Source organism: Frankia alni ACN14a (genome assembly GCF_000058485.1).
In the GTDB taxonomy this organism is placed as follows: Bacteria; Actinomycetota; Actinomycetes; order Frankiales; family Frankiaceae; genus Frankia; species Frankia alni.
Genome location: NC_008278.1, coordinates 2,672,629 through 2,693,556, shown reverse-complemented (window position 1 = coordinate 2,693,556; position 20,928 = coordinate 2,672,629). Strand labels below are relative to the sequence as shown.

Below are 20,928 nucleotides of genomic sequence, written 5' to 3'. Positions count from 1 at the left end.
CTCGGTCACGGCAGGGGACTCGGTCATGGCAGGGGACTCGGTCATGTCGCGAACAGGGTGCCGGCGTCGTAGACGAGCAGACCGTCGTCGCGGCGGCGGACGCCGGCGGTCGGGCGATGCGGGTCGAGGCGACCGTCGTGGTACAGGTGGGACACCGTGCCGCCGCGGGCAAGGGTGACGAAATCGGCGATCATCCGGCGGTGGCAGCGCCACCACAGCGTCTCGGCGCACATCACCGCCGTGCGGGCCGCCGCCGCCTCGGCCAGCAGTTCGTCGATCGCCCCGGCGAACTCGGCGCAGCGCATCCACGACGCGTAACCGGCGAACGACCGGTTGACCAGCGCGACATCCGGGGAGTCCGCCGGGGCCCGGCGCCGGCCGCCCAGCCGCGGCTCCCAGCGGTACCGCACCCCGGCCACGGGCAGCCATCGCTCGATGCTGCTGCGCGCCGCCTGCGGGTTGTGCCGGCTCCCCGGCGCCGACCGCACATCCACCAGCAGGGCGACCTCGGCGTCGCGCAGCAGCCCGGCCAGCCGGTCCGCAGCCAGCGTGCCGTGCCCGACGGTGAGCAGCACCGGCATCGGATCCACCCTCCCGGTGTACCCGCGCAAGGCGGACCTGACGGGCGCCGAGGGCGGATGATGACGTCGGCGCCCCCTCGATGCGAGCCGAGCCTGCCGACGGGGGCGGCTGAGCCCGTCGACGACGAGAGGTGCAGAGGACATGGTCGAACAGATGCCGCCAGCGGACGCAGCGGGGTCGGGGACCTTACCCCCCGTCGGGTTCGTCGGGGCCGGTTCCATGGGGGCGCCGATGGTCGAGCGCCTGCTGGCGGCCGGCGTTCCCGTGCACCTGTATGCCCGCCGGGCCGAGGTCCGGGCCAGGTTCGCCGGGCTGGGCGCGATCGTCGAGCCCTCGCTGGAGGCGGTGGCCGCCGCGGCCGGGGTGCTGATCGTGTGCCCCTTCTCCGCGGCCCAGCTCGCCGAGATCACCGGCGGGCCGGGCGGTCTGCTCGCTCACGCCACGCCCGGGTCCGTCGTCGTGCAGCACGCCACCGTGGCGACCGAGGCCATCCGGCGGCTCGCCGCGGACGCGGCCGCGCAGGACGTCACCGTGCTCGACGCCCCGATCAGCGGAACATCCGCGACCATCCTGGCCGGCCGGCTCACCGTACTGATCGGCGGGGCCGCCGCGGCGGCCGACCGCGTCGAGCCGCTGCTGGCCGCCTACGCCTCGACGATCGTGCGAACCGGCGACGTCGGCTCCGCCACGACCGTGAAACTGATCAACAACCTGACCTTCGCGGCGCACGTCCAGACCGCGGTCGCCGCCGTCCAGCTCGGCGAGAAGCTCGGCATCCGCAGCGGCGACCTGCTCACCGCCATCACCGCCTGTAGTGCCGACAGCGCGGTGTTCCGTCACCTGCAGGCCATCGGGGGCGTCGAGGAGCTCTTCGCCATGGCCGGCCCCTACCTGCGCAAGGACGTGGCCGCGGTCGAGGAGGTCACCGCCGCACTCGGCCTCGACACCGGCATCCTCGGCGAGGTCGTGCAGTCCGGCCCGCTTCCCCTGACCACCTCCCGACGGTAGGCCGACCGGCCGGCCATCCCCCTGTGCTCACTGGGCGTGCCGCCGGTCGCGGCGACGATGACGGTCGGCTCAGGCCGGGCGGAACGGCACGATGACGCCACGGGCGCCGCGGGGGTCGTCGGTGGGGCGGGCGAGGTCCCGGTCGAAGAGGCGGCCGAGGGAGTTGCCGGCCAGGTCCTCCAGGACGGGGTCGACGACGAGGCGGTGCGGCCCGGGCGCCCAGCCGTGCCGCGGGGTCAGCCGCCACGACCGTTCCTCGGCGCCGACGTCCGCGACGCCGTCGACGGGCCAGTCCTCGGGCCCGACGACGCGCAGGCAGCGGGCGATCAGGCCGTGGTCGAGCGGGCGGTCGAACCCGACCCGAAGCGGTGCGGTCGTGCCGGCGGGCGGGACGCGCAGGGTCCAGGCCTGCGGGTCGACGTGCCGGCGCTCGTCGTCGGCGACCTGGTAGTGCCGCTCGGCCCCGGCCCGCAGGCGGCGACCGCGGGCATCGCGGAACCCGCCGTCGACCACCAGCCGGAACGGTGCGCCGGACCGCAGGGGGTAGCCGGCCTCGCGGTGTGGGGCGAGACCCCGCTTGATCCGCGCCGGGTCGAGCAGGACGGTGAGCCGGCGCCGGGCGGCGTCCCACAGCTCCTGGTCGGTCGCCAGCAGCGCCCCGGCCAGGACGTCGCCGGCGTCGTCGACGAGCCGCACGTGGCCCGCCGCCTGGCCCTCGCTCATCGGCGCGCTGAACCAGACATAGGCGCGCAGCAGGTTGCGGGGCACGGTCGCCGCGCTCGGGTGGATCGCGAGCACCTCGGTGGTGGCCGCCGCGTCGCTGCCGGCGCGGGTCAGCTCGGCCACGGCGGCGCCGTCGACGGTGACGACGTAGGCGGTGCCGTCGAGGAAGGGGAAGCGCGGCAGGAAGCAGAGGTCGGGGCCGTCGCGCAGCAGCCGCCCGGCCGTCGGCGGGGCGGTGCCGAGCGCCACGGCGGTGGCCGGCCGGATCCGCACCCGCGCCTCCAGCTCCAGCCCGGCCAGCCCCGCCAGCCGGAGGCAGTCCGCCCCGCCGTGCCGCGACCACGACACGGCGACCCCGCTGCGGTCGACCACGTCCGCCCTCCTACAACCGCCCGCCGTCAGCCCGACCGCCCACAGCTCACTCGATGTACGCCCCCGCCCACCCCTACAGGGAGGCGGACTTCAGCGAGCGCAGGTGCCGGCGCCCGTCGGGGTCGGTCTGCAGGGCCAGCACGTGCTCGTCGTCGAGGTTCGCGAGCCTGGTGATGCCCTGGAGGTCCGCGGTCTCCCGCGGCACCCCGACCGGCTCGGTGGGCTCGGTCAGCGGGGCCTGGGCGTCGATGTCGCTGCGCGCGATCTTGATCAGGCCGTGCGAGGTGTTCGCGACAAGCAGGTACTCCTCGCCACCCTGGACGAAGGAGACCATGTCCAGCGGCTGGTTCATCGCGCCGAGCTCGGCCACGGTGCGCCCGACCACCTTGGTGCCCGGGGCCAGCTCGGCCAGCGGGAAGTGCACGACCGGCGTGCAGGTGTAGCTGGCCAGGATGGCGCGGCCGCCGTCGAAGGGCACGAACGTACGGATCGGCGCCGCCGTCTCCCACTTGCCGTGCGAGACGTGGAAGATCTCCAGGTTGTTGCCCGCCGCGTCGGCGGCGTCGGTGAACGGGAACGGGATCCGCCGCAGCTTCGAGGAGAACTCCTCGTTGGACAGCCCGGCGACCAGCAGCGACCCGTCCACGTAGGCGAGGTCGGTGACCGTCGAGGTGCGGATCGGGCGGCGCAGGATGCGGATCGTGCGCGAGCCGACCGTGATCTCCTCCCCCTCGTCGCCGAGGGGCAGGACGACGTCGACGCGCTCGTCGTCGGGGGCCGGGGCGTCGGCGATCGCCACCGACGCGACCGGGACGTCGGTGAGCGGCACGTCGCCGATCGAGGCGTCCGCCGGGTCGATGCGCACCAGCACCGCCTGGGCCTGCTCGCCGTGGCCGCGCTGGACCGACAGGTAGATGGTGCCCGCGTCGGGGTGGACGGCGAGGTCGCGGATGGCGACGTCGGCCGCGTCGACGCCCAGCAGCGAGCCGACCCGCGCGTCGACGTCGGCCAGGTCGAACGGCCCCGAGCCGGCCGGGCGGCCACCCGGGTCGGCGACGTCGACCGCGAAGACGGTCGCCGCGGCGTTGTCGGCGAGGAACAGGATCCCCGCCGGGCCGAAGGTGATCGGGCCCGCCGAGCCGAGCTCCGCCCGGCCGACCCGCAGTCCGTACTCGGTCACGTTGATCTCCTCGATCTCCTCGGTCAGGCTGAGACGCCGGCGCGACCTTCACAACCTTGTTCACCGGCGAACTCTTCCAACGGCGTCCTACGGGCGCGCTGTGGGCGTGACGGCGGGTGGGCGGCGGGCGTCAGGCGGCGGTCAGCAGGCGCCGAAGCCAGTTCAGGCGGGCGGCGGCGCACTCCTGGGAGATCCGTGCCTGCGGCGCGAACAGGGTGAAGCCGTGGAAGCCGCCGGGCCAGACGTGCAGCTCCGTCTGCACCCCGGCCCGCAGCAGGCGGGTGGCGTAGTCGATGTCCTCGTCGCGGAACGTCTCGGCGGAGCCGACGTCGACGAACGCCGGGGGCAGGCCGGTCAGGTCGCCGGCGCGCGCCGGCGCCGCGTAGGGGGAGACGTCCGGTCCGCCGACGTCGTCGCCGAGAAGGGCCGCCCAGCCCGTCCGGTTCGACGTGTCGTCCCAGACGCCGAGCCCGGCCATCTGCGCGGTGGACGCCGTGCCGCCGCGGTCGTCGAGCATCGGGCACATCAGAAGCTGGCCGGCCAGCGCCGGGCCGCCGCGGTCGCGGGCGAGCAGCGCGATCGCCGCCGCGAGGCCGCCACCGGCGCTGGTGCCCGCGAGGACGACGCGCCCGGAGTCCACGCCCAGCTCCTCGCCGGCATGCGCGGCCGTCCACAGCAGGCCCGCGTAGCAGTCCTCCACCGGCGCCGGGTGCGGGTGCTCCGGAGCCAGCCGGTACTCGACCGAGACGACTACCAGGTGCAGGGCCTCGGCCCAGTCGAGGATCTCCGTCACCCCGGCCCGGTTGTCGCCCATGATCATGCCGCCGCCGTGGACGTGGTAGACGACCGCCGCCGGCGTGCCGGCCGCCGTCGGCCGGCAGACCAGCAACCCGACCTCGGGCGCTCCGGGCGGGCCGGGCACCGAGAGCTCCTGCACCGTGAACGCGCCGTCGCGGTGGAGCTGCTCGTCGGGAACGGACGGCGCCACCGAGGCGGCCCGTAACCCCGGCAGCATCTCGGGGGTGATCGACGGGGTGAGGAACTTCGCGAGCGGCTCGAGGGCCGCGGCCAGCTCCGGGTCGAACGGCGGCGGCGGCCCGACGGCGGTGGCGGTGGCGGTGGCAGCGGCGGGTAACGAGACGGACGGATTGCTGACGGTCAACTGTCCTCCTGCTTACCGGACGGGATGCCGGCAGCCGAGCCGGCGGCAACAGACGGTCAGGACCACCGTACGCAGCAGGCGCTGCAGGCGCGGCACTTCGCCTGCCGAACAGCCGCCCGCCGAACAGCCACCCACCAAACCGCCACCCGGAGTCCGGGCCCTCACAGGCAGGGGCCGGACGCGGCCGTGGAGTCCGCGAGCCGGGTGAGCAACGCGCGCAGCAGGCTCTGCTCGTCCGGGCTGAACGCGGCGAGCAGCCGGGTCTCGGCCTCGTCGCGGGCCGCGGCGATGCGCGCCTGCAGCCGCCGGCCCGCCGCGGTGACCTCGGGGATGCGGGCGCGCCGATCGCGCGGGTCGAGGCGGCGGATGACGAGCTCGTCGCCTTCGAGCCGGTCCAACAGCGACGTCAGCGTGGTCTTGTCGACGCCGAGCTCCCGGCCGAGCTGGAGCTGGGTGCGGCCGGCCTCGACGCCGAGCGCGGTCAGCACGATCCAGTCGCGCACGCCGGCCAGGCCGTGCCCGCGGGCGACCGTGTCGAGCTCCCCCCGCATGCGCGCGGCCGCCCGGTTCAGCAGCCAGGTGAGATCCACGGGCTGCGAACCGCCGGGCGGCGACTCGGCAACCCGGCCCGCAGCAGGCCCTGCCGACGGTTCCACCCGCGGTTTCGCGGAGGAAGGCGATGGCGTGGGCATGACGGTGATCCTATCGGAGACCGTCCAGGGCAAGACGTTCCCATCTCGGACGTTCCGAGCTCGGAGCATCCGCTACAGTGACCCGCGGCTCCCTCGCCGCACCGCTTTCCACGACGCAAGGAGAAGGCACATGCCGACCATCGCCATCGTCGGGGCCGGGCCCGGGCTCGGGCTGTCCATCGCGCGCCGCTTCGGCCGGGAGGGCTTCGCCGTCGCGCTGCTGTCCCGCAACCAGACGACGCTCGACGGCCTCGCCGCCCAGCTCGCCCAGGACGGGATCACGGCGGCCGGGTTCGCCGCCGACGTCCTCGACCGGCCGTCCCTCGTCGACGCGCTCACCCGCGCCGAGACGCAGCTCGGCCCGATCGACGTGCTGGAGTACTCCCCCGCGCCGGCCGGGCGGCAGAACGCCCTGAACCCGATCGTCGAGGCGCTCGACGTGACGGTGGAGAGCATCCAGCCGGAGATCGAGTACTACGTGTACGGGGCGGTCACCGCGGTCCAGCACGTGCTGCCCGGCATGATCGAGCGCGGCACCGGAACGCTGCTGGTCACCACCGGGGCGTCGTCCGCGCTGGTCTTCCCCCGGATGGGCAACGTCGGCCTGGCGACCGCCGGGCTGCGCAACTGGGTGCTGGCGCTCAACGCCGCCCTCGCCGACAAGGGCGTGTACGCCGCCCACGTGCCGCTCGCGACGTTCATCGGCCGCGGCGGCCCCGAGACCCAGCCGGACACGATCGCCGAAATCTACTGGGAGCTCTACACCAAGCGCGACCAGGCCGAGCGGCTCTACTCGACCCTCTGAGCCCGGACACCCCCTGAGCCCGGACACCCTCTGAGCCCCGACACCCCCTGGGCCCGGATCGGCGCCGAAGCGCCGGGATGCCGAGGCGCCGCGGCCCCGCGGTCAGCAGCAGGGCCGCCGCGACTCAGACGAGGGTCCAGCCCGGGGAGCCGAAGTAGCGCTCGCCCCTGGTGATGAGGTACGACGCGTAGAGACGCCCGATGGCCGGCCGGCCGCGGTAGAAGCCCACCCGGCGCTGCGCCGCGTCGGCGACCACGGGACGCGCCATGCAGGCGAACCGGACTCGCTGACGGTCCGCGGCCCAGGCCGCGGCAGCCGGGTCGACCCGGTCGCTGACCAGGAGGGGAAACACCGCGACCCCGGTCTGCAACCCCACCGGCAGCCCACCCTTGTTCGCCTTGGCATAGTCCAGCGCCTGGGCGGTGAAGGTGTCGATGGTGGCCACGGTGATCTCGGGAACGGCCGCGGCGATGGTGAACAGGTGCAGCCTGGTTGCCGCCCACTGCAGCCGGAAGTCCGCGCGTCGTCCGACGAGAACCGGCGTCCCGGCCCAGTCCTCCCAGCGCGGACCGCAGGCGTCGGCCGCCAGCCGGGCCTCCACCGACGCCAGATACTCCCGAGCGACCTGTTCGTCCACCATGGCGACGACCCTTTCGCACCACAGCCGGCGCCATCAGGCAGATGTCGCGAAGGCGACGGTCAGGGGCTGAGCTCGTGGCCGCAGAGGTTCGGCTCCACCACGACGAATCCGCTGCCGGCCGTGTTGGCCTGGACGAAGGAATAGCACGTGGTGGAGCGGGCGGTGCCGGGGCGGAAACTGATCGTGCTGATCAGTCCGTCGGCGTCGTAACTGTTCACCGCGCGCAGGCCGTCGATGAATCCCTGTCGGGTCGGGCAGCTCCCGGCCAGTTGCAGACCGCGCAGGAAGATGTCGGCGCTGATGTAGGAGATCACCGCGATGTCCTGCTCGGGCTGGGCGACCTGCGGGGCGAACTGACGCATCGCCGCGAGATAGGCGTTGATCCCCGGTCCGCCGATCTCGAAAGGCTTGTAGAACACCGGCACGGAGACTCCCGCCGCCTGCGGACCGACGGAACGCAGCAATGCGTGGTCGTACCCGTTGGCGGACAGGACGACCTTCGGGTTGTGGCCCGCGCCTCGCAGCACGGTCAGGACGGCGACGAGGTCCTTCGGCTCGATGACGCCGACGATGGTGTCCGCGCGGGCGGCGACGATCCGCCGGGCGACCGCCACCGGATCGTCGACGCCCGTGGTGAAGGTGACCGTGCCCAGGACCTGGACGCCGGCCGCCGCCAGGCTGCGCGCGTACGTCGAGGCGGTGGTGGAGATACCCGCCGACAGCGCGGTCTGCAGGATCACCGCGCGGCTGCCCCCCTGGTCCCGGACGAACCGGCCCTGGGTGTCGACGGCCGAGTCGGCGGCCGTGGTGGCGGCGAACATGTTCCGGTCCTGCGCCCAGACCCGTTCCGAGGCCAGGCCCGTCACGGGGACGCCCTGCTGGGCGAGGTAGCCGGCGCTGCCCGACGCCGCGACGGACAGCTCGACGACGCCGAAGACCCGCCGCTGCTCGACGAGGTCACGCGCGGCGATGCCGTTCGCCATCGGCGAGCCCTGATCGTCGCGCCACTGGTAGACGACGTGGCGCCCGTGGACACCGCCCGCGGCGTTCACCGCCCCGAGGCGCGCGTCGATCCCCGCCCGAACCGCTTCGAAGATCGGCGAGACCGGCCCCGAGTCGGGGTACAGCACGCCGAGATCGATCCGGTCGTCGCTCACCCCCGGGCTGGCACAGGCCGCGACCGACGACGTGTCGCCCGGCCCGCATCCCACGAGCGTGACCCCCGCGACGGCAAGCGCGGTGACGACCGCCCAGGCGCGCGGGCAGCGGCGAGCGGACGTCCGGCGAGGCGAGAACACGGGACCCCCTGAGCGGTCGTCGTGACAGGAGAGAACGCGACCCGAGAACGGGCGCTGGAAGATATGGCATCGCCACATGCATCACGGGTGACGGTCCGCGGGTCGAACAGAAAGGCAGAGACCGGAGCGAACCATACCAAGTAGCCGTCATCAGGATGTCGCCGCCCGCACGCGACGGACACCAGCCCCGCAAACGGGAAGAGGATTCACCGGAGACGTCGAATTCCGGTTCCCTGCCATTCATCCGCCGGCCATCTGCCGGTTTAGCCGTCAGCCATCCCGGCAGTGTTGGCGCGAAATTCAACCAGCCGGGATCCGCAACGTCCCGACTTTCCCAGGACACGTGATCAGCGTTACACGATTCCCGGCCGCTGACGGCGGATAGCGTCGACGGGTGAGCGCAGACGGCGGGCATGCTGCCCGCGACGAGCACCGGACGCCGGTGGACGTGCTGCTGGTGGTGGTCCGCGAGGGGCGGCTGCTGCTGACCCGGCGGGCCGGCGACGTCTACGGCAGTGGGTGGTGGGCGCTGCCCAGCGGGCGTCTCGAGCCGGACGAGGACGTGGTGACCGCAGCCGTCCGCGAGCTGGACGAGGAGCTGGGGCTGCGGGTCGAGCAGGACGACGTCGTCTTCGTCGGCGTCACCCACGCCCTGCCGCCGGACAGCGGCGCCCGGATCGGCTTCGGCTTCCTCGTCTCCCGCTGGACGGGCGAACCGACCATCCGGGAGCCCGAACTCTGCTCGGCGCTGCAGTGGTGCGCACCCGACGGGCTGCCGGAGCGGACACTGCCCTACACCAGAGAGATCGTCCGCCTGCATGTGCAGGGCGAGCACTTCTCCCGCCCCGGCTGGCCGCCGAGCATCCCGCCCCACCCGGCGGTCCGAGCATCGGGCGCTCGGTAACCCGGTTGGCTACACCCGCGGCGAAGCCGCGGCATCCGACATAACGTGGGGTGTGGGTGGTGCAACCTCCGGCGGAGGAGCGGCGATGACGGACGACACACGGGATCTCGGCACCTCGAAGAACGGACCGGACGGCGCAGTAAGGGCCACCGGAGCTGTGCCGGCCAACGGCGCCGCACCGGCCCCCGGGCCGGTACGGGCCAGCGACGCGGACCGGACGCGCACCGCCGACTGGCTTGCCTGGGCGGCCGGCACCGGGCAGCTCACCCTGGACGAGGCGGACGAGCGCCTGGCCCGCGCCTACGCCGCCCGCACCCTCGACGAGCTGGCCACGCTCACGACGGACCTGCAGCCCAGGCCGCAGGCCGCCGCCCCGCCACCGCCGGAAAAGCGTGCCGGCCTGCATGATCGGCTGCACGGGCGCGACCTGGTGGGCTCGCCGTACGCCGTGATCCCGGTCGCGATCCTCGCCCTCTTCCTGACCTTGTCGGTCGTGACGCACGGCGCCCTGTGGTTCCCCTGGCCCCTCGTCGTCGTCGGGATGATCGCCGGCAAGGCGCACCACCGCCATCACCACGCCACGGGACCCCACCGGCATCGGCACCACTGACCTCCCGTCGGCCCGGCAGTCCGGCCGTCGGGTTCGCCGCGGGGTGCGGGGCGGTGGGGGTTGCCGTCCCCGGTGCGGTGTCGTCAGGTGGTGGCCGGATCGGGCCGCAGGTCCTCGCGGAGAAGATCCATGAGTAGCCCGTCGTGGAAGGTGCCGTCGGGCCCGCGTTCGTACCGGCGCAGAATTCCGACCGGGCGGAATCCGACCTTCTCGTAGCAGCGGATCGCCCGGCCGTTTGCCGCCGCCGGGTCGATGGTGAGCCGGTGATGCTCCCGCGGGCCGCACAGGAAGCGTGCCAGCAGGCGCACGGCCGTCGTCCCCACGCCGCGCCCCTGGACGCGCCCGCCGAGAAAGATGTCGATGCCCGCGTGCCGGTACTGCGGGTCCTGTTCCTCGTCGTACTGGATGCCGCCCGCGACCTCGCCGGCGACCTCCACGACGAGCAGGACCGCACCGCCCTCGCCCGCCAGGTCCACGGCGAGTTCCGCCGCCGGGGCCGGCTCGCCCCACCACCGGGCCACCGACGGCTCGCCGAGGATCTCCCGCAGCGGGGCGACCTCCTCGGGCCGACCCGGGCGCACCGTGACCTCCCCGCTCACCAGCCGCGGACGCAGTTCCACTCGTCTCCCCTTCCCGTCGGACCAGCCCCCGCCCGCGACGGCGGAGCCCCGACATGCGGACCTACCAGAATGCGCGATCAGGGCTGGCCGTAGCCGCGGACGAAGAGGCGGACGCAGGATCTCAGCGCGACATCGAGTTCACGCTCGTCCGGGTCGGCCGAGGCGGCGCCGGCGACGGTGCCGAGCGAGGTGAGCTGCCAGCCGGTCCCCCACACCAGCGCGATGAACTGGCCCGCGGCGCGGACGGGATCGTCGAGGTGGAGCGCACCGCCGTGCGCCAGACGGGCGAGCAGGCCGGTCACCTCGGCGAAGACGGGCGCCGCGACCTGGTCGCGCCAGAGCGCGAGCAGCTCCGGCTGGCGCTCGCCCTCCGCCTGCAGCAGGCGGCGCAGCGACGCAGCGCGCGGGTTGCCGGCGATCGCGATCAGCCGGCGGGCGAGGTCGTGGAGGCACGTCTCGGCGTCGGGCAGGGGCCCGTGCAAGCCCGAGCTCGCCTCGCGCAGCACGTCGAGGGTGGCCGCCAGATGCGCGTCGACGACGGCGCGGAACAGCGTCTCCTTGTCCCCGAAGTGGTTGTAGACGGTCTGCCGCGACACCGGAGTCGCGGTGGCGATCTCGTCGAGGGTCGTGGCCGCGTATCCCTGCCGGACGAACAGGCCGAGCGCCGCATCCATGATCGCCTCCCGCTTGGCGGGAAGCCCGCGCCGGGACGGCCGGGAGGACCTGGTGGCATCGGCTGACACCCACCCAGGCTATCTTTGGACGGTCATGTCCAACTCTCTAGACGGCATCGTCCATCCTCCGGGGCTGGACCTCGCGGGTCGACGCAGTCGTCGATCAAGGAGATCACGTGCCCACACCCGAAGCGCCCCACACTGTGGTCATCGGAGCCGGTCCAGCCGGACTGACGGCCGCCTACCAGCTCGCGGGTCGCGGCGCGCCCGTCACGGTGTTCGAGGCCGACGATGTGGTCGGCGGGATCAGCCGGACCGTCGTGCGCGACGGTTGGCGTTTCGACATCGGCGGGCACCGGTTCTTCACCAAGGTGGCCCGCGTCGACGCGCTCTGGCATGAGATCCTGCCCGGGGAGGACTTCCTGCTCCGTCCCCGGATGAGCCGGATCTACTACCAGGGAAAGCTCTACGACTACCCGTTGAAGCCCCTGAACGCGTTGCGTAACCTGGGCCCCGGGGAGGCCGGGCTCGCCATCGGCTCCTATCTGCGGGCGCGCATCCGGCCACCGCGGGACCAGGACGCCAACTACGAATCCTGGCTGGTGGCCCGGTTCGGCTGGCGGCTGTATCGCACCTTCTTCAAGACGTACACCGAGAAGGTATGGGGGATTCCGGTCAGCCAGATGCCCGCCGACTGGGCGGCGCAGCGGGTCAAGAACCTTTCCCTTGCGGCGGCGATCCTGGACGCGGTTCGTCCCGGCCGGGGCCGGAAGGAGATCACGAGCCTCATCGAGGAGTTCCACTATCCCAAGTACGGACCGGGGATGATGTGGGAGGAGGCCGCCCGCAGGGTCGAGAAGATGGGCGGGGCGTTGGCGATGAAGACCGCGGTCACCGCGGTGCACCGGGAGAACGGTCGCGCGGTCGCCGTGACCGTCACCTCCGGGCCTGGGGAGCAGCGCCGGCTGGCCGCCGACCACGTGATCTCTTCGATGCCACTGTCAACCCTCGTCACCAGCATGGACCCGCCCGCACCCCCGGCGGTCCTCGCAGCAGCCCGGGACCTGCACTATCGCGACTACCTGACCGTCGCCCTCGTCGTCCCCGGCGACTTCAGCTTCCCGGACAACTGGATCTACATCCACGACCCGGGTGTGCGGGTCGGCCGGATCCAGAACTACGGCTCGTGGTCACCCTTCCTCGTGAAGGAGGGACGGACCTGCCTGGGTCTGGAGTTCTTCGTCTTCGAGGGCGACGACATGTGGACGAAACCAGATGACCAGCTCATCGCCCAGGCGACCGCCGAACTGGAGTCCCTGCGCCTGATTCGCCCGGGCGCCGTCGAGGCCGGCTACGTCGTGCGGGTCCCCAAGGCGTATCCGACCTACGATCAGCACTATCGACGCAATGTAGAGATCATGCGGAAATGGCTCGCCGAGCATGCACCCAACGTGCATCCCGTCGGCCGCAACGGTATGCACCGGTACAACAACGCCGACCACTCGATGCTGACGGCGATGCTCACCGTCGAGAACATCCTCGACGGCGCGAAGCACGACGTCTGGACCGTCAACGTCGAACAGGAGTACCACGAGGAAAGGCCCGCGAGCCGCACCAGCAGGATGATCACGGGGACCGGCCGCGACGCTCCGGTGGTTCCCCGCGGCTGACCGCAGGCCTCGGCGGACCGATCTGCCCACGGACGACCGGTACCGACCAGCATTGGTCCAGTACGGACCGGTAGACGACAGGTGTCCGTTAGGGCTAGCGTCGGGCGGGTGAGCCCGGAAAGCGACCTCGGCCGCGACGCACGCCGGCGTCCGATGATCGACAACACGGACCCGAGGGCGGTGCGCACGCGGGAGCGGCTGGTGGCCGCCTTCCACGAGGCGGTCCGGGTGGCGGACCCGAGCGAGATGTCGGTCAGCGCCCTCGCCCGCGCGGCCGGGATCAACCGCACGTCGTTCTACACGCACTTCGCCTCGCCGGAGGATCTGGCGATCTACGCGCTCGGCGAGGTGTTCGACGTGGTCCAGGGCGCCGACATCGCACTGCGCACGCGGCACGGCGTCAGCGCCGCCGAGGCGAGCCGGCGCGCGCTGCGGGACATCGTCCGCTTCGTCGACTCCCATCGCGTCGTCTATGCCCGCCTGCTGGGGCCCGGGGCGGCGCCCCGGCTGGTGCAGGCGATCGCCGACGCGTTCACCGAGCACACCGTCGAGACGCTCGGGCGGATGGACAACCGCCCGCCGGGGGTCGACATCACCCTCACCGCGCGCTTTCTCGCGGGCGGGGTGCTCGGCGTCATCGGCTGCTGGCTCGCCGATCCACCGCAACGCTGGCCGCCCGAGCGCCTGATCGACGCGCTCGTGCTCTGCCTGCCGGGCTGGTTGACCGCCGGCTGACCCAGGTCGGGCCGCGGCGCGGACGCCGAGCCCGCACATCCGAACAACAGACCAACGCCGATGAAGACGCAAGGAGTGGCCGAGATGGGAATGCTCGAGGGCAAGGTCGCCCTGATCACCGGTGGTGCCCGCGGGCAGGGCCGGGCGCACGCGGTCACCTGTGCACGCGAGGGCGCCGACGTCGTCATCGTCGACATCACCGAGCAGCTCTCGACGGTGGCGTACAAGATGGCGGTCCAGGCCGACGTCGACGAGACCGTGGCCCAGGTCGAGGCCCTCGGCCGGCGGGCGCTGGCCATCGAGGCGGACGTCCGGTCGCAGTCGGAACTCGATGACGCGGTCGCGCAGGGCATCGCCGAATTCGGCAAGATTGACATCCTGATCGCCAACGCCGGCATCTGGACGCAGGCACCCTTCTGGAAACTCACCGAGGACCAGTGGGACCAGATGATCGGTGTCAACCTGACCGGAGTGTGGAAGTCCGCCAAGGCGGTCACCCCGCACATGATCGAGCGCCGCAGCGGCTCGATCGTCATCACCTCGTCGGTCAACGGCCTGGAACCCGGCCAGAACTACGCCCACTACGTCTCCGCGAAGCACGGCGTCATCGGCCTGATGAAGAACATCGCGTTGGAGCTGGCCCGCTACGGGATTCGCTGCAACTCCATCAACCCGGGCGCGATCCTGACCCCGATGACCGACCACCAGGCCGCCTGGGACATGTTCGCCGGCCACCCCGGCGGCACCGAGGCCGACATGATCGAGGGCGGCTATCACTACGGCGCGCTGAAGGGCACGACGTTCCTGGACCCGCAGGCCATCGCCGACACCGCGCTCTACCTGAACTCCGACCTGGCCGCGAACGTCACCGGTGTGACCATCCCCGTCGACGCCGGCCACCTGCTCATCCCCGGCGTCAACGCGAACCCGGCGCGGTAGGAGAAGACTTCTTCGCAGCAAGCGTCGGAAGACCTGCCGACGGTTCTCGGTATGCTCGCCATCAGTTGTCACTCGAGCCGGCATCCGCTTTCGAGCTGACCAGTAACACTCCATCGATCTTCCTGCGGACTGATCCTTCGACTGGGAGGAGTGTAGGTGGCCGACGCATTTTCGACAGCATCTTCCGCGCAGCCCATACTCAAGATCGAGATTCCCGACGACGGCGACGTGTTCCGGTCCGAACGGCTGGCCCGGTCGCTGCGTGCGGACCTTGCCCCGGTTCCGGGCCTGATCCTCGGGCCCGGACCGGCCGGCACTCCCCCGGCGCAGGCAAAGGCGCAGACCAAGGGGCCCGCGGTCCCCACCGACCCCACTTTGTGGATCTTCAGCGCCACCGCTGTAGGCACGTTGTCGCGCATGGTGGTCGACGTTGTGAAGGCGTGGTGTGCCCGGGATCGACATCGCACGGTCCGACTGGTGAACGGGGAAAAGTCGGTCGAGGTCACCGGACGGCCGGACGCCGCGCAGGAAAGAATCATCGAGAATTTTCTTCGGGACACCGGATCGTGAACCGGCCGAGTCGCCGCCGCGCCCTGCTCATCGGTGTGGCCGACTACATCGACGGTCACTTCGGCCCCCTGCCCTGCGTTCACGAGGACCTCCGACAGCTCGCCGACGTGCTGGAACACCGCACGATCGGCGGCTTCGAACCGGTCCAGGTGATCACCGACCCGACCGCGGACGAGATGCGGCTGGCCATCGACGACTTTCTCGGCTCGGCCGGCCCGGACGACCTCGCCCTGCTCTATGTCAGCGGGCACGGGGTCCGGGACGTGGCCGGCACCGGCGAGTTCTTCTTCATCACGCACGACTCCGACCATGCGAACGTCGGTGCGCAGACGACCGTGTCCGCGACCTTCGTCAACGACCAGCTCGAATCGTGCCGGGCACCGCAGAAGATCGCGATTCTCGACTGCTGCCTCAGTGGTGGCTTCGCGATGGGTTTCCGCACCCAGGAGGCGAAGTCCGGCGGGTCGGCCTCGGCCGCCCCGCTGACCAGTCGCGGAGTCTACGTACTGTCTTCCTCCGGCCCCGGCGAGAACTCCTACGCGGGCCCGGTCGGGGCACACGGCCAGGCCCCTTCGGTCTTCACCGGGGAACTGGTCGAGGCGCTGCGGACCGGTGCTGCCGATCACGACGGTGACGGCAGGATCTCCGTGGACGAGCTGTTCGACCACGTGAACAGCCGGCTGCGGCTGCGCGACGGGGCGACCCGCCAGATCCCGGTCAAGTCGGCCATCGGGGTGAACGGTCGCATCGTTGTCGCGGACAACCCGCGAACCAGCGCCGCACGGTCCCGGCAACCGGGCCCGGCGACGGCTCCGACGGCAGACCGGGCAGCGAACTCGGGCGGCGATCCGCGCCGGCAGCCCGACGGCTGGGTCCGGCTGCTGGACTACTACCGGGCATGCCTGCGCGGGGAGTCCGCCGGGGGCATCTACGAGCTGCGCGCCGCCAGCCCCGACTACGTCTGCCTGCGTGGGCGGGAGCGTTTCCTGTCCGGGGACGCGGACGACGAGGGCTACCTCCCCGTGCCCCCCGAGGCCGCCGAGCTCGTGGCCCGCGTCCATGCCGAGGGCGGCGAGCTGGTCGCCGGCTACCCGATGGTCGTGCTGGCTCCCGCGTCGGGCGCCCGAGGGCGGCGGAAGCCACAGGTCGCGCCGTTGCTGACCCGCCGCGTCGAGATCGTCCAGGACGGCTCCGGATGGCGCCTGAAGCTGGATTCGGTCGCGAGCCCCGACCCGACGCTCGCGCGGGAGGTTCTCGGCGAACAGGAGGCCGCCGACCTGCTGACGACCTACCAGGCCACCTGGCACGCGGGCCAACCCGAGAGGCTGGCGGCCGAGGCGCGCCACCTGCTGCTGAACGACTACGCACTTGCGGTGGTCCAGGAACTGCAGCCGCTCGCGCTCGAGGAGCACATTGACGTGCGGACGCCGGTGGTGGGCGCACGGAACGTCGCGGCGCTTCTCCGCGCCCCGCAGGACACCGCCACCCGGAAACTGCTCGATGACCTGCAGTACATCTCCGCGCACTCGTCACAGATCGCGGAGACTGCCCTCGACGCCCTGCGGCCCGACTCGGCTCCCGCGCCGCCTGCGGGGTCGGCCGGTGCAGCCCCGGCCGTGCGCCTCGTGACGCCGTGGCAGTCGAACGACGCCCAGCGCAGCGTGCTCCATTCCGCGATGACCAGCCGGGTCACCGTCGCCACCGGACCACCCGGGACCGGCAAGAGCCAGCTGGTCGCCAATCTCGTCGCCACCGCGGTCGCGAACGGACAGCGCGTGCTTGTCGCCTCGACCAACAACCGCGCCGTGGACGAGGTGTGGGAACGCTGCGAGAACGAGCTTCCGGGCCTGCTGGTTCGCACCGGCAGCGCCTCCGGCCCGACGAACAACCGACAGCGTGAGCTCCAGTCGCTGAAAGAACTCAGGAACCGGGCAACGCCGCACCAGACCCCGACCACCTGCGCCATCCGATTGGACCTGGCCCGGTCGGCCGAGACCACACTGCATGATCAGCTGGCGGGGAAGGCTCGGCTGGAGCAGGACCTGCTCGACCTCACCGAGGAGCAGGGACGCGTTGCGGGCCAGCTGCACGTGGACTCGGCGGGACTGGCGCAGCGGCTCGGCAGCGAGGCGGCGCGGTGGGCGGCGCAGGCCGCCCGGACGGCGAAGGCCTGGTTTTTCGGCAAGCCTCGACGCTCCCGACTCCTGACGAAGCTCGGCGTCGACGGTGAACCGACCGCCGAGCGCTGCGCACTCGTGGCGCAGTTCGCCGACCTCGAATCCAGGCGGGCAGGACTTCTGGCGAGCCTGGAGGGCATGCCGGTCGATTCCGGACTCCTCACCGATCTGCGCCAGCGCGAACACGACGTGCTCGCCGCCTCACGAGAGCTGGTGGAGGTCGATCTCGGACACGCGTCCGCCGCGGGTCAACGCGCGATCGACGCGCTTCTGCAGACCGCGCCGGGCCGGCCTGACTGGTCCGAACTGCGGGCCGTTCTGCCCTATGTGCGGGGCTGGGCGGTCACCGCACTGTCGGCGCGCCGTTTCCCAACGGCTCCGGGACTGTTCGACCTGGTCATCGTCGACGAGGCCAGCCAGTGCTCCATCCCGGCCGTCCTGCCGCTGCTGTTCCGCGCCAAGCGCGCACTGATCATCGGCGATGCGATGCAGCTTCCCCACATCGCCACCCTCCCGCCCGCGAAGGAGGGGAAGATCCGGGCCGAAGCCGGCCTGGACGCGGACTGGCTGGCCGACCGCTGCCTGTCCTATCTGCGGTATTCGAGCTTCCACGCCTTCGACCGCACCGTCGAGGGCGCGAGCCTGCTGCTCGACGAGCACTATCGGTGCCACCCGGCCATCGCAGGTCTGGCGAACCGGCTCTTCTACGCCGACCGGCTCACGGTGCTCACCAACGTCCGTGCCCAGCGGTCCGCTGACATGGATCCGCTGTGCTGGGTCGACGTCGCAGGTCGGGCCGAGAATCCGGCCGACGGCTCCTGGCTCAACCGGGCGGAGATCGACGCGGTCAACGACCAGATCGCGCTGCTGCTCGGCAAGCTGCCGCCGACGGGGACCATCGGGGTGGTCACCCCGTTCAGGGCGCAGAGCGCGGCCATCTCCACGATCTGGGCCGCCCGCGAGCCCGAGCGGGTCAAGGTCGGCACGGTGCACACCTTCCAGGGCGGTGAACGTGACGCCATGGTTTTCTCGCTCGTCGCCGCCGACGGCATCAGACCGGGTACTGCGTCCTGGCTCGAGCAGCAGGCCAACCTCTGGAACGTCGCCATCACCCGGGCTCGTTCGCATCTGATCGTCGTCGGCGACAGCCACTACTGGCACTCGCGCGGTGGACTCGGCGGCAGTCTGCTGGCTGCGGCCCAGCAGGGCCCCGGGACCACGCAACGCGACGCGGTCGCAGACGCGCAGTACGAGTACCGGCTGCGACTGGCCGAGCTGCTGGCCGTGACCTACCCGCAGACGGCTGCCCAGTTCGGTCAGACCGTCGGCGGCTATCCGGCCGATGCGGTGGTGACCACGAGTACCGGCCAGACCGCCATGCTTCTCGACCGCGGGCACGGCACAGCCGATCCCGCGAGGCATCTGCGCGTGCAGCTCGCCCGCACCGCCCTGCTCAGTGACCCGAACGCCGGCCGATCGGGCCTCCGGGTGGCCGCGTGGCAGCTGCCGATCAACGAAGGCCGGCTGACCGGGGCGCCGTGACCCCCCGTCCTGCGATGGTCCCGCGAACCGCCGGTAGTCCCCGCAACCGCCGGCAAGGCGCCGGGGACCGCCCGGGACCGACGGGTCCGCGCCCGGCGATCGCGGCCAGGATCGCCTACTGGCCGCGATCGCCGTCAGGGATCAGGCGGAGCAGCGCCAGTTCTCAGCGTCGAGGGCGTTGAGGTGGCGGGGGTTGTCGGCGCCGCCGAGGAAGATCGGGTGGGCGGGGTACGGGCAGAGCAGGAAGTCGGCCTTCGGCTGGTCGGCGGCCGAGTGCACGACGATCGTCCGTGGGACCTGGCCGTGCTCGACCCAGTCGGCGAGGGCGGCGAGACCCTGCGCCGGGGTGTCCTGGGCGCCGGGGCCACCGAAGCAGTGGAACAGGCCGGGGACCGTGAACAGCCTGGCCCAGCGCTGGGTGTCGGCGTAGCCGTGCTGGTGGGCGGCCACCTTGCCGTACAGGCCGATCGTGTCGAACACGGAGATGCCGTTGTCGCTGGCGCCGTGCCAGATCAGCAGCTTGCCCCCGGCGTCACGGAACCGGTCGTAGGAGTCGGCGGCGGCGTTCTGGCCGGGGAAGACCTGGTCGAACGTCGTCGCCCAGGACTGCGGGTCGGCCGGGTCGGCGAAGTCGAACTGGGTGCGGAAGTCGTAGTCGGCACCGAACAGCGCCCGGGTCACGGTGTCGAAGAGGATCAGGGCGGGCGGCGGCTGCGTCCCCCACGTCGAGGGCGGCTGCGTGCCGGTCAGGAACGCCGACCAACCGGTGACGTTGGACGCGGAGAAGCCGGGGTAGGAACGGTCGCCGACCTTCAACTCACCGGTGATCAGGCGCAGCAGGTCGAGCTGTGCCGGGGTGAACAGGCCGTACGGCGCGAAGTCGGTGTCGACGACGCCGGGATCCCGGATGAAGCCGTCGGCGGCACCGTCACGGGCGTCGTACTTCGCGATCAGCGCCTTCTCGAGCTGCCCGAGCTGGTCGGGCGACACCCACGCGTCGGGATGGGCCAGCAGGTACGAGACGATCTGGCCGAACTTGAGGATGTTGAGGCTGTTCGAGCCGGGGGCACCGGCCAGCACGCCGTCGTACTCGGTCGGATACAGCGACGCCTCGACCAGGCCCATCCGCCCGCCCCCGGAGCAGCCGCTGATGTAGCGGTGCAGGGCCCCGGCCTGGGTGGGCAGGCCGTAGTAGGCGCGGGTGACCGCCTGGGTGGCGACGGTCGTGACGTGCACGCCGCGGCTGGCCCAGTCGAGGGCCTTCGTCCGGTCGACGGCGAAGCGGTAGTCGAGGACCGAGCCCTGGTTGCCGGCGTCGGTTCCGGCCTGGGCCCAGCCGGCGGCAAGCTGCGCCTCGTCGATCGGCGGGATGGAGCCGGCGGCGCCGCCGATGCCGTTGAACAGGTACCGGCCGACGAACCTGTCCGGCAGCGCCGCGGAGAAGTTGACGTGGTTGCTGCCCGCGGGGCCGGAGGTGGCGACGTAGCCGTCCACCTTGCAGTAGCGGGTGGCGGTGTTCGGCGTGGTCGCGGACGCGGCCGCCGTGATCGTCGTGTCGGCGCCGACCGTGCGTTGCAGCGCCGCGGCGTCGCAGCCCGGCCGTGCCACCGCTGCCGGGACCGCCGCTGCCGGGACCGCCGCGGACGTTGCGGGTTCCGCGGCGAGCGCCGGCGCGACGCCCGCGCCCACGCCGAGGACGAGGGTTGCTCCGACTGTCAGCAGGGTGCGGACCGCGCGGGAGGGCGGGGGTGGGGGCGGCGCGGCCGGGGGTAAGTCGACGGGTGCACGCGGAGGTGAACCCGCGGCCGGTGCGGCCGGTGACAGGCGGTGTTCGCGAGGGTGAAAGGACCGGGCGAGGAGGTGGCTCCGGCCACGTCTCGTCCAGCGCATCGGGTGTCGTCTCGACACGGTGCATCTCCCTGGGGTCGGGGGACGATTCCCAGCCGGGACGCCCGCAGGCGGCGTCCGGCTCGGACTCCCTCCGCACGCAGACGCCGGAAAGCCAGAACGAACGTCCCGTACACG

19 protein-coding genes are annotated in these 20,928 nt (G+C 72.2%); 9 read left to right on the top strand and 10 right to left on the bottom strand.

All coding sequences use genetic code 11. The features are described from left to right. Positions 1–41: 41 nt before the first annotated feature. Entirely contained in the window at positions 42–581 is a 540-nt protein-coding gene (locus tag FRAAL_RS10795) for a DUF488 domain-containing protein (protein ID WP_041939135.1), read from the bottom strand. A gap of 142 nt (positions 582–723) precedes the next feature. On the opposite strand from FRAAL_RS10795, the gene FRAAL_RS10790 reads away from it, so the two are divergent. After that, a complete protein-coding gene (locus FRAAL_RS10790; RefSeq protein ID WP_083866757.1) occupies positions 724–1,590 on the top strand; it encodes an NAD(P)-dependent oxidoreductase in 867 nt (288 codons plus the stop codon). Positions 1,591–1,659: 69 nt separating this feature from the next. On the opposite strand, the gene FRAAL_RS10785 is transcribed toward FRAAL_RS10790, so the two are convergent. The 4 genes from FRAAL_RS10785 to FRAAL_RS10770 all read right to left on the bottom strand — a co-directional run bounded on the left by FRAAL_RS10785 (position 1,660) and on the right by FRAAL_RS10770 (position 5,617). Next, positions 1,660–2,685: a hypothetical protein gene (locus tag FRAAL_RS10785; RefSeq protein WP_011603627.1), complete on the bottom strand. Its 1,026-nt coding sequence runs from the start codon at positions 2,683–2,685 to the stop codon at positions 1,660–1,662. 73 nt (positions 2,686–2,758) lie between these two features. After that, the gene (locus tag FRAAL_RS10780; RefSeq protein ID WP_011603626.1) at positions 2,759–3,865 is read right to left on the bottom strand and encodes a hypothetical protein; all 1,107 of its coding nucleotides are present in this window, start codon (positions 3,863–3,865) and stop codon (positions 2,759–2,761) included. A 130-nt stretch (positions 3,866–3,995) separates the two neighbouring features. Next, on the bottom strand, positions 3,996–5,027 hold the full coding sequence (locus FRAAL_RS10775; protein ID WP_011603625.1) for an alpha/beta hydrolase: 1,032 nt from the start codon (positions 5,025–5,027) through the stop codon (positions 3,996–3,998). 161 nt (positions 5,028–5,188) lie between these two features. Further along, positions 5,189–5,617, bottom strand: coding sequence for a MarR family winged helix-turn-helix transcriptional regulator (locus FRAAL_RS10770; RefSeq protein ID WP_011603624.1), 429 nt, complete (start codon positions 5,615–5,617; stop codon positions 5,189–5,191). Positions 5,618–5,849: 232 nt separating this feature from the next. On the opposite strand from FRAAL_RS10770, the gene FRAAL_RS10765 reads away from it, so the two are divergent. After that, entirely contained in the window at positions 5,850–6,524 is a 675-nt protein-coding gene (locus FRAAL_RS10765) for an SDR family NAD(P)-dependent oxidoreductase (RefSeq protein ID WP_011603623.1), read from the top strand. Positions 6,525–6,648: 124 nt separating this feature from the next. Here the strand turns inward: FRAAL_RS10765 and FRAAL_RS10760 are convergent, their stop codons facing one another. Both FRAAL_RS10760 and FRAAL_RS10755 read right to left on the bottom strand, forming a co-directional pair. Further along, the gene (locus FRAAL_RS10760; RefSeq protein WP_011603622.1) at positions 6,649–7,164 is read right to left on the bottom strand and encodes a hypothetical protein; all 516 of its coding nucleotides are present in this window, start codon (positions 7,162–7,164) and stop codon (positions 6,649–6,651) included. Positions 7,165–7,223: 59 nt separating this feature from the next. Continuing rightward, entirely contained in the window at positions 7,224–8,462 is a 1,239-nt protein-coding gene (locus FRAAL_RS10755) for an ABC transporter substrate-binding protein (protein ID WP_050997078.1), read from the bottom strand. Between the two features lie 394 nt (positions 8,463–8,856). On the opposite strand from FRAAL_RS10755, the gene FRAAL_RS10750 reads away from it, so the two are divergent. Together FRAAL_RS10750 and FRAAL_RS10745 are read left to right on the top strand one after the other, a co-directional pair. Next, positions 8,857–9,366: an NUDIX domain-containing protein gene (locus tag FRAAL_RS10750; protein ID WP_050997076.1), complete on the top strand. Its 510-nt coding sequence runs from the start codon at positions 8,857–8,859 to the stop codon at positions 9,364–9,366. An 85-nt stretch (positions 9,367–9,451) separates the two neighbouring features. Continuing rightward, positions 9,452–9,976 (top strand): DUF1707 domain-containing protein, encoded by a 525-nt coding sequence (locus FRAAL_RS10745; RefSeq protein WP_063822628.1) that lies wholly within the window; start codon positions 9,452–9,454, stop codon positions 9,974–9,976. A gap of 83 nt (positions 9,977–10,059) precedes the next feature. Here FRAAL_RS10745 and FRAAL_RS10740 read toward each other — a convergent pair whose 3' ends face one another. Together FRAAL_RS10740 and FRAAL_RS10735 are read right to left on the bottom strand one after the other, a co-directional pair. Then, the gene (locus FRAAL_RS10740; RefSeq protein WP_011603618.1) at positions 10,060–10,596 is read right to left on the bottom strand and encodes a GNAT family N-acetyltransferase; all 537 of its coding nucleotides are present in this window, start codon (positions 10,594–10,596) and stop codon (positions 10,060–10,062) included. A gap of 77 nt (positions 10,597–10,673) precedes the next feature. Beyond that, entirely contained in the window at positions 10,674–11,339 is a 666-nt protein-coding gene (locus tag FRAAL_RS10735; RefSeq protein WP_011603617.1) for a TetR/AcrR family transcriptional regulator, read from the bottom strand. Positions 11,340–11,446: 107 nt separating this feature from the next. Between FRAAL_RS10735 and FRAAL_RS10730 the strand changes: the two genes are divergently transcribed. From FRAAL_RS10730 to FRAAL_RS10710, 5 genes are all read left to right on the top strand, one after another. Beyond that, complete coding sequence (locus tag FRAAL_RS10730) at positions 11,447–12,940, top strand: NAD(P)/FAD-dependent oxidoreductase (RefSeq protein WP_011603616.1); 1,494 nt, start codon at positions 11,447–11,449, stop codon at positions 12,938–12,940. A 108-nt stretch (positions 12,941–13,048) separates the two neighbouring features. Beyond that, the gene (locus FRAAL_RS10725; RefSeq protein ID WP_231861606.1) at positions 13,049–13,675 is read left to right on the top strand and encodes a TetR/AcrR family transcriptional regulator; all 627 of its coding nucleotides are present in this window, start codon (positions 13,049–13,051) and stop codon (positions 13,673–13,675) included. 84 nt (positions 13,676–13,759) lie between these two features. Continuing rightward, entirely contained in the window at positions 13,760–14,614 is an 855-nt protein-coding gene (locus tag FRAAL_RS10720; RefSeq protein ID WP_041940389.1) for a mycofactocin-coupled SDR family oxidoreductase, read from the top strand. 156 nt (positions 14,615–14,770) lie between these two features. Further along, the gene (locus tag FRAAL_RS34775; RefSeq protein ID WP_011603613.1) at positions 14,771–15,184 is read left to right on the top strand and encodes a hypothetical protein; all 414 of its coding nucleotides are present in this window, start codon (positions 14,771–14,773) and stop codon (positions 15,182–15,184) included. Next, on the top strand, positions 15,181–18,903 hold the full coding sequence (locus FRAAL_RS10710) for a caspase, EACC1-associated type (protein ID WP_050997070.1): 3,723 nt from the start codon (positions 15,181–15,183) through the stop codon (positions 18,901–18,903). Before FRAAL_RS34775 ends, FRAAL_RS10710 begins: the two co-directional genes overlap by 4 nt. A gap of 141 nt (positions 18,904–19,044) precedes the next feature. Here the strand turns inward: FRAAL_RS10710 and FRAAL_RS10705 are convergent, their stop codons facing one another. After that, on the bottom strand, positions 19,045–20,592 hold the full coding sequence (locus FRAAL_RS10705; RefSeq protein ID WP_041939132.1) for a tannase/feruloyl esterase family alpha/beta hydrolase: 1,548 nt from the start codon (positions 20,590–20,592) through the stop codon (positions 19,045–19,047). Between the last annotated feature and the right edge of the window lie 336 nt (positions 20,593–20,928).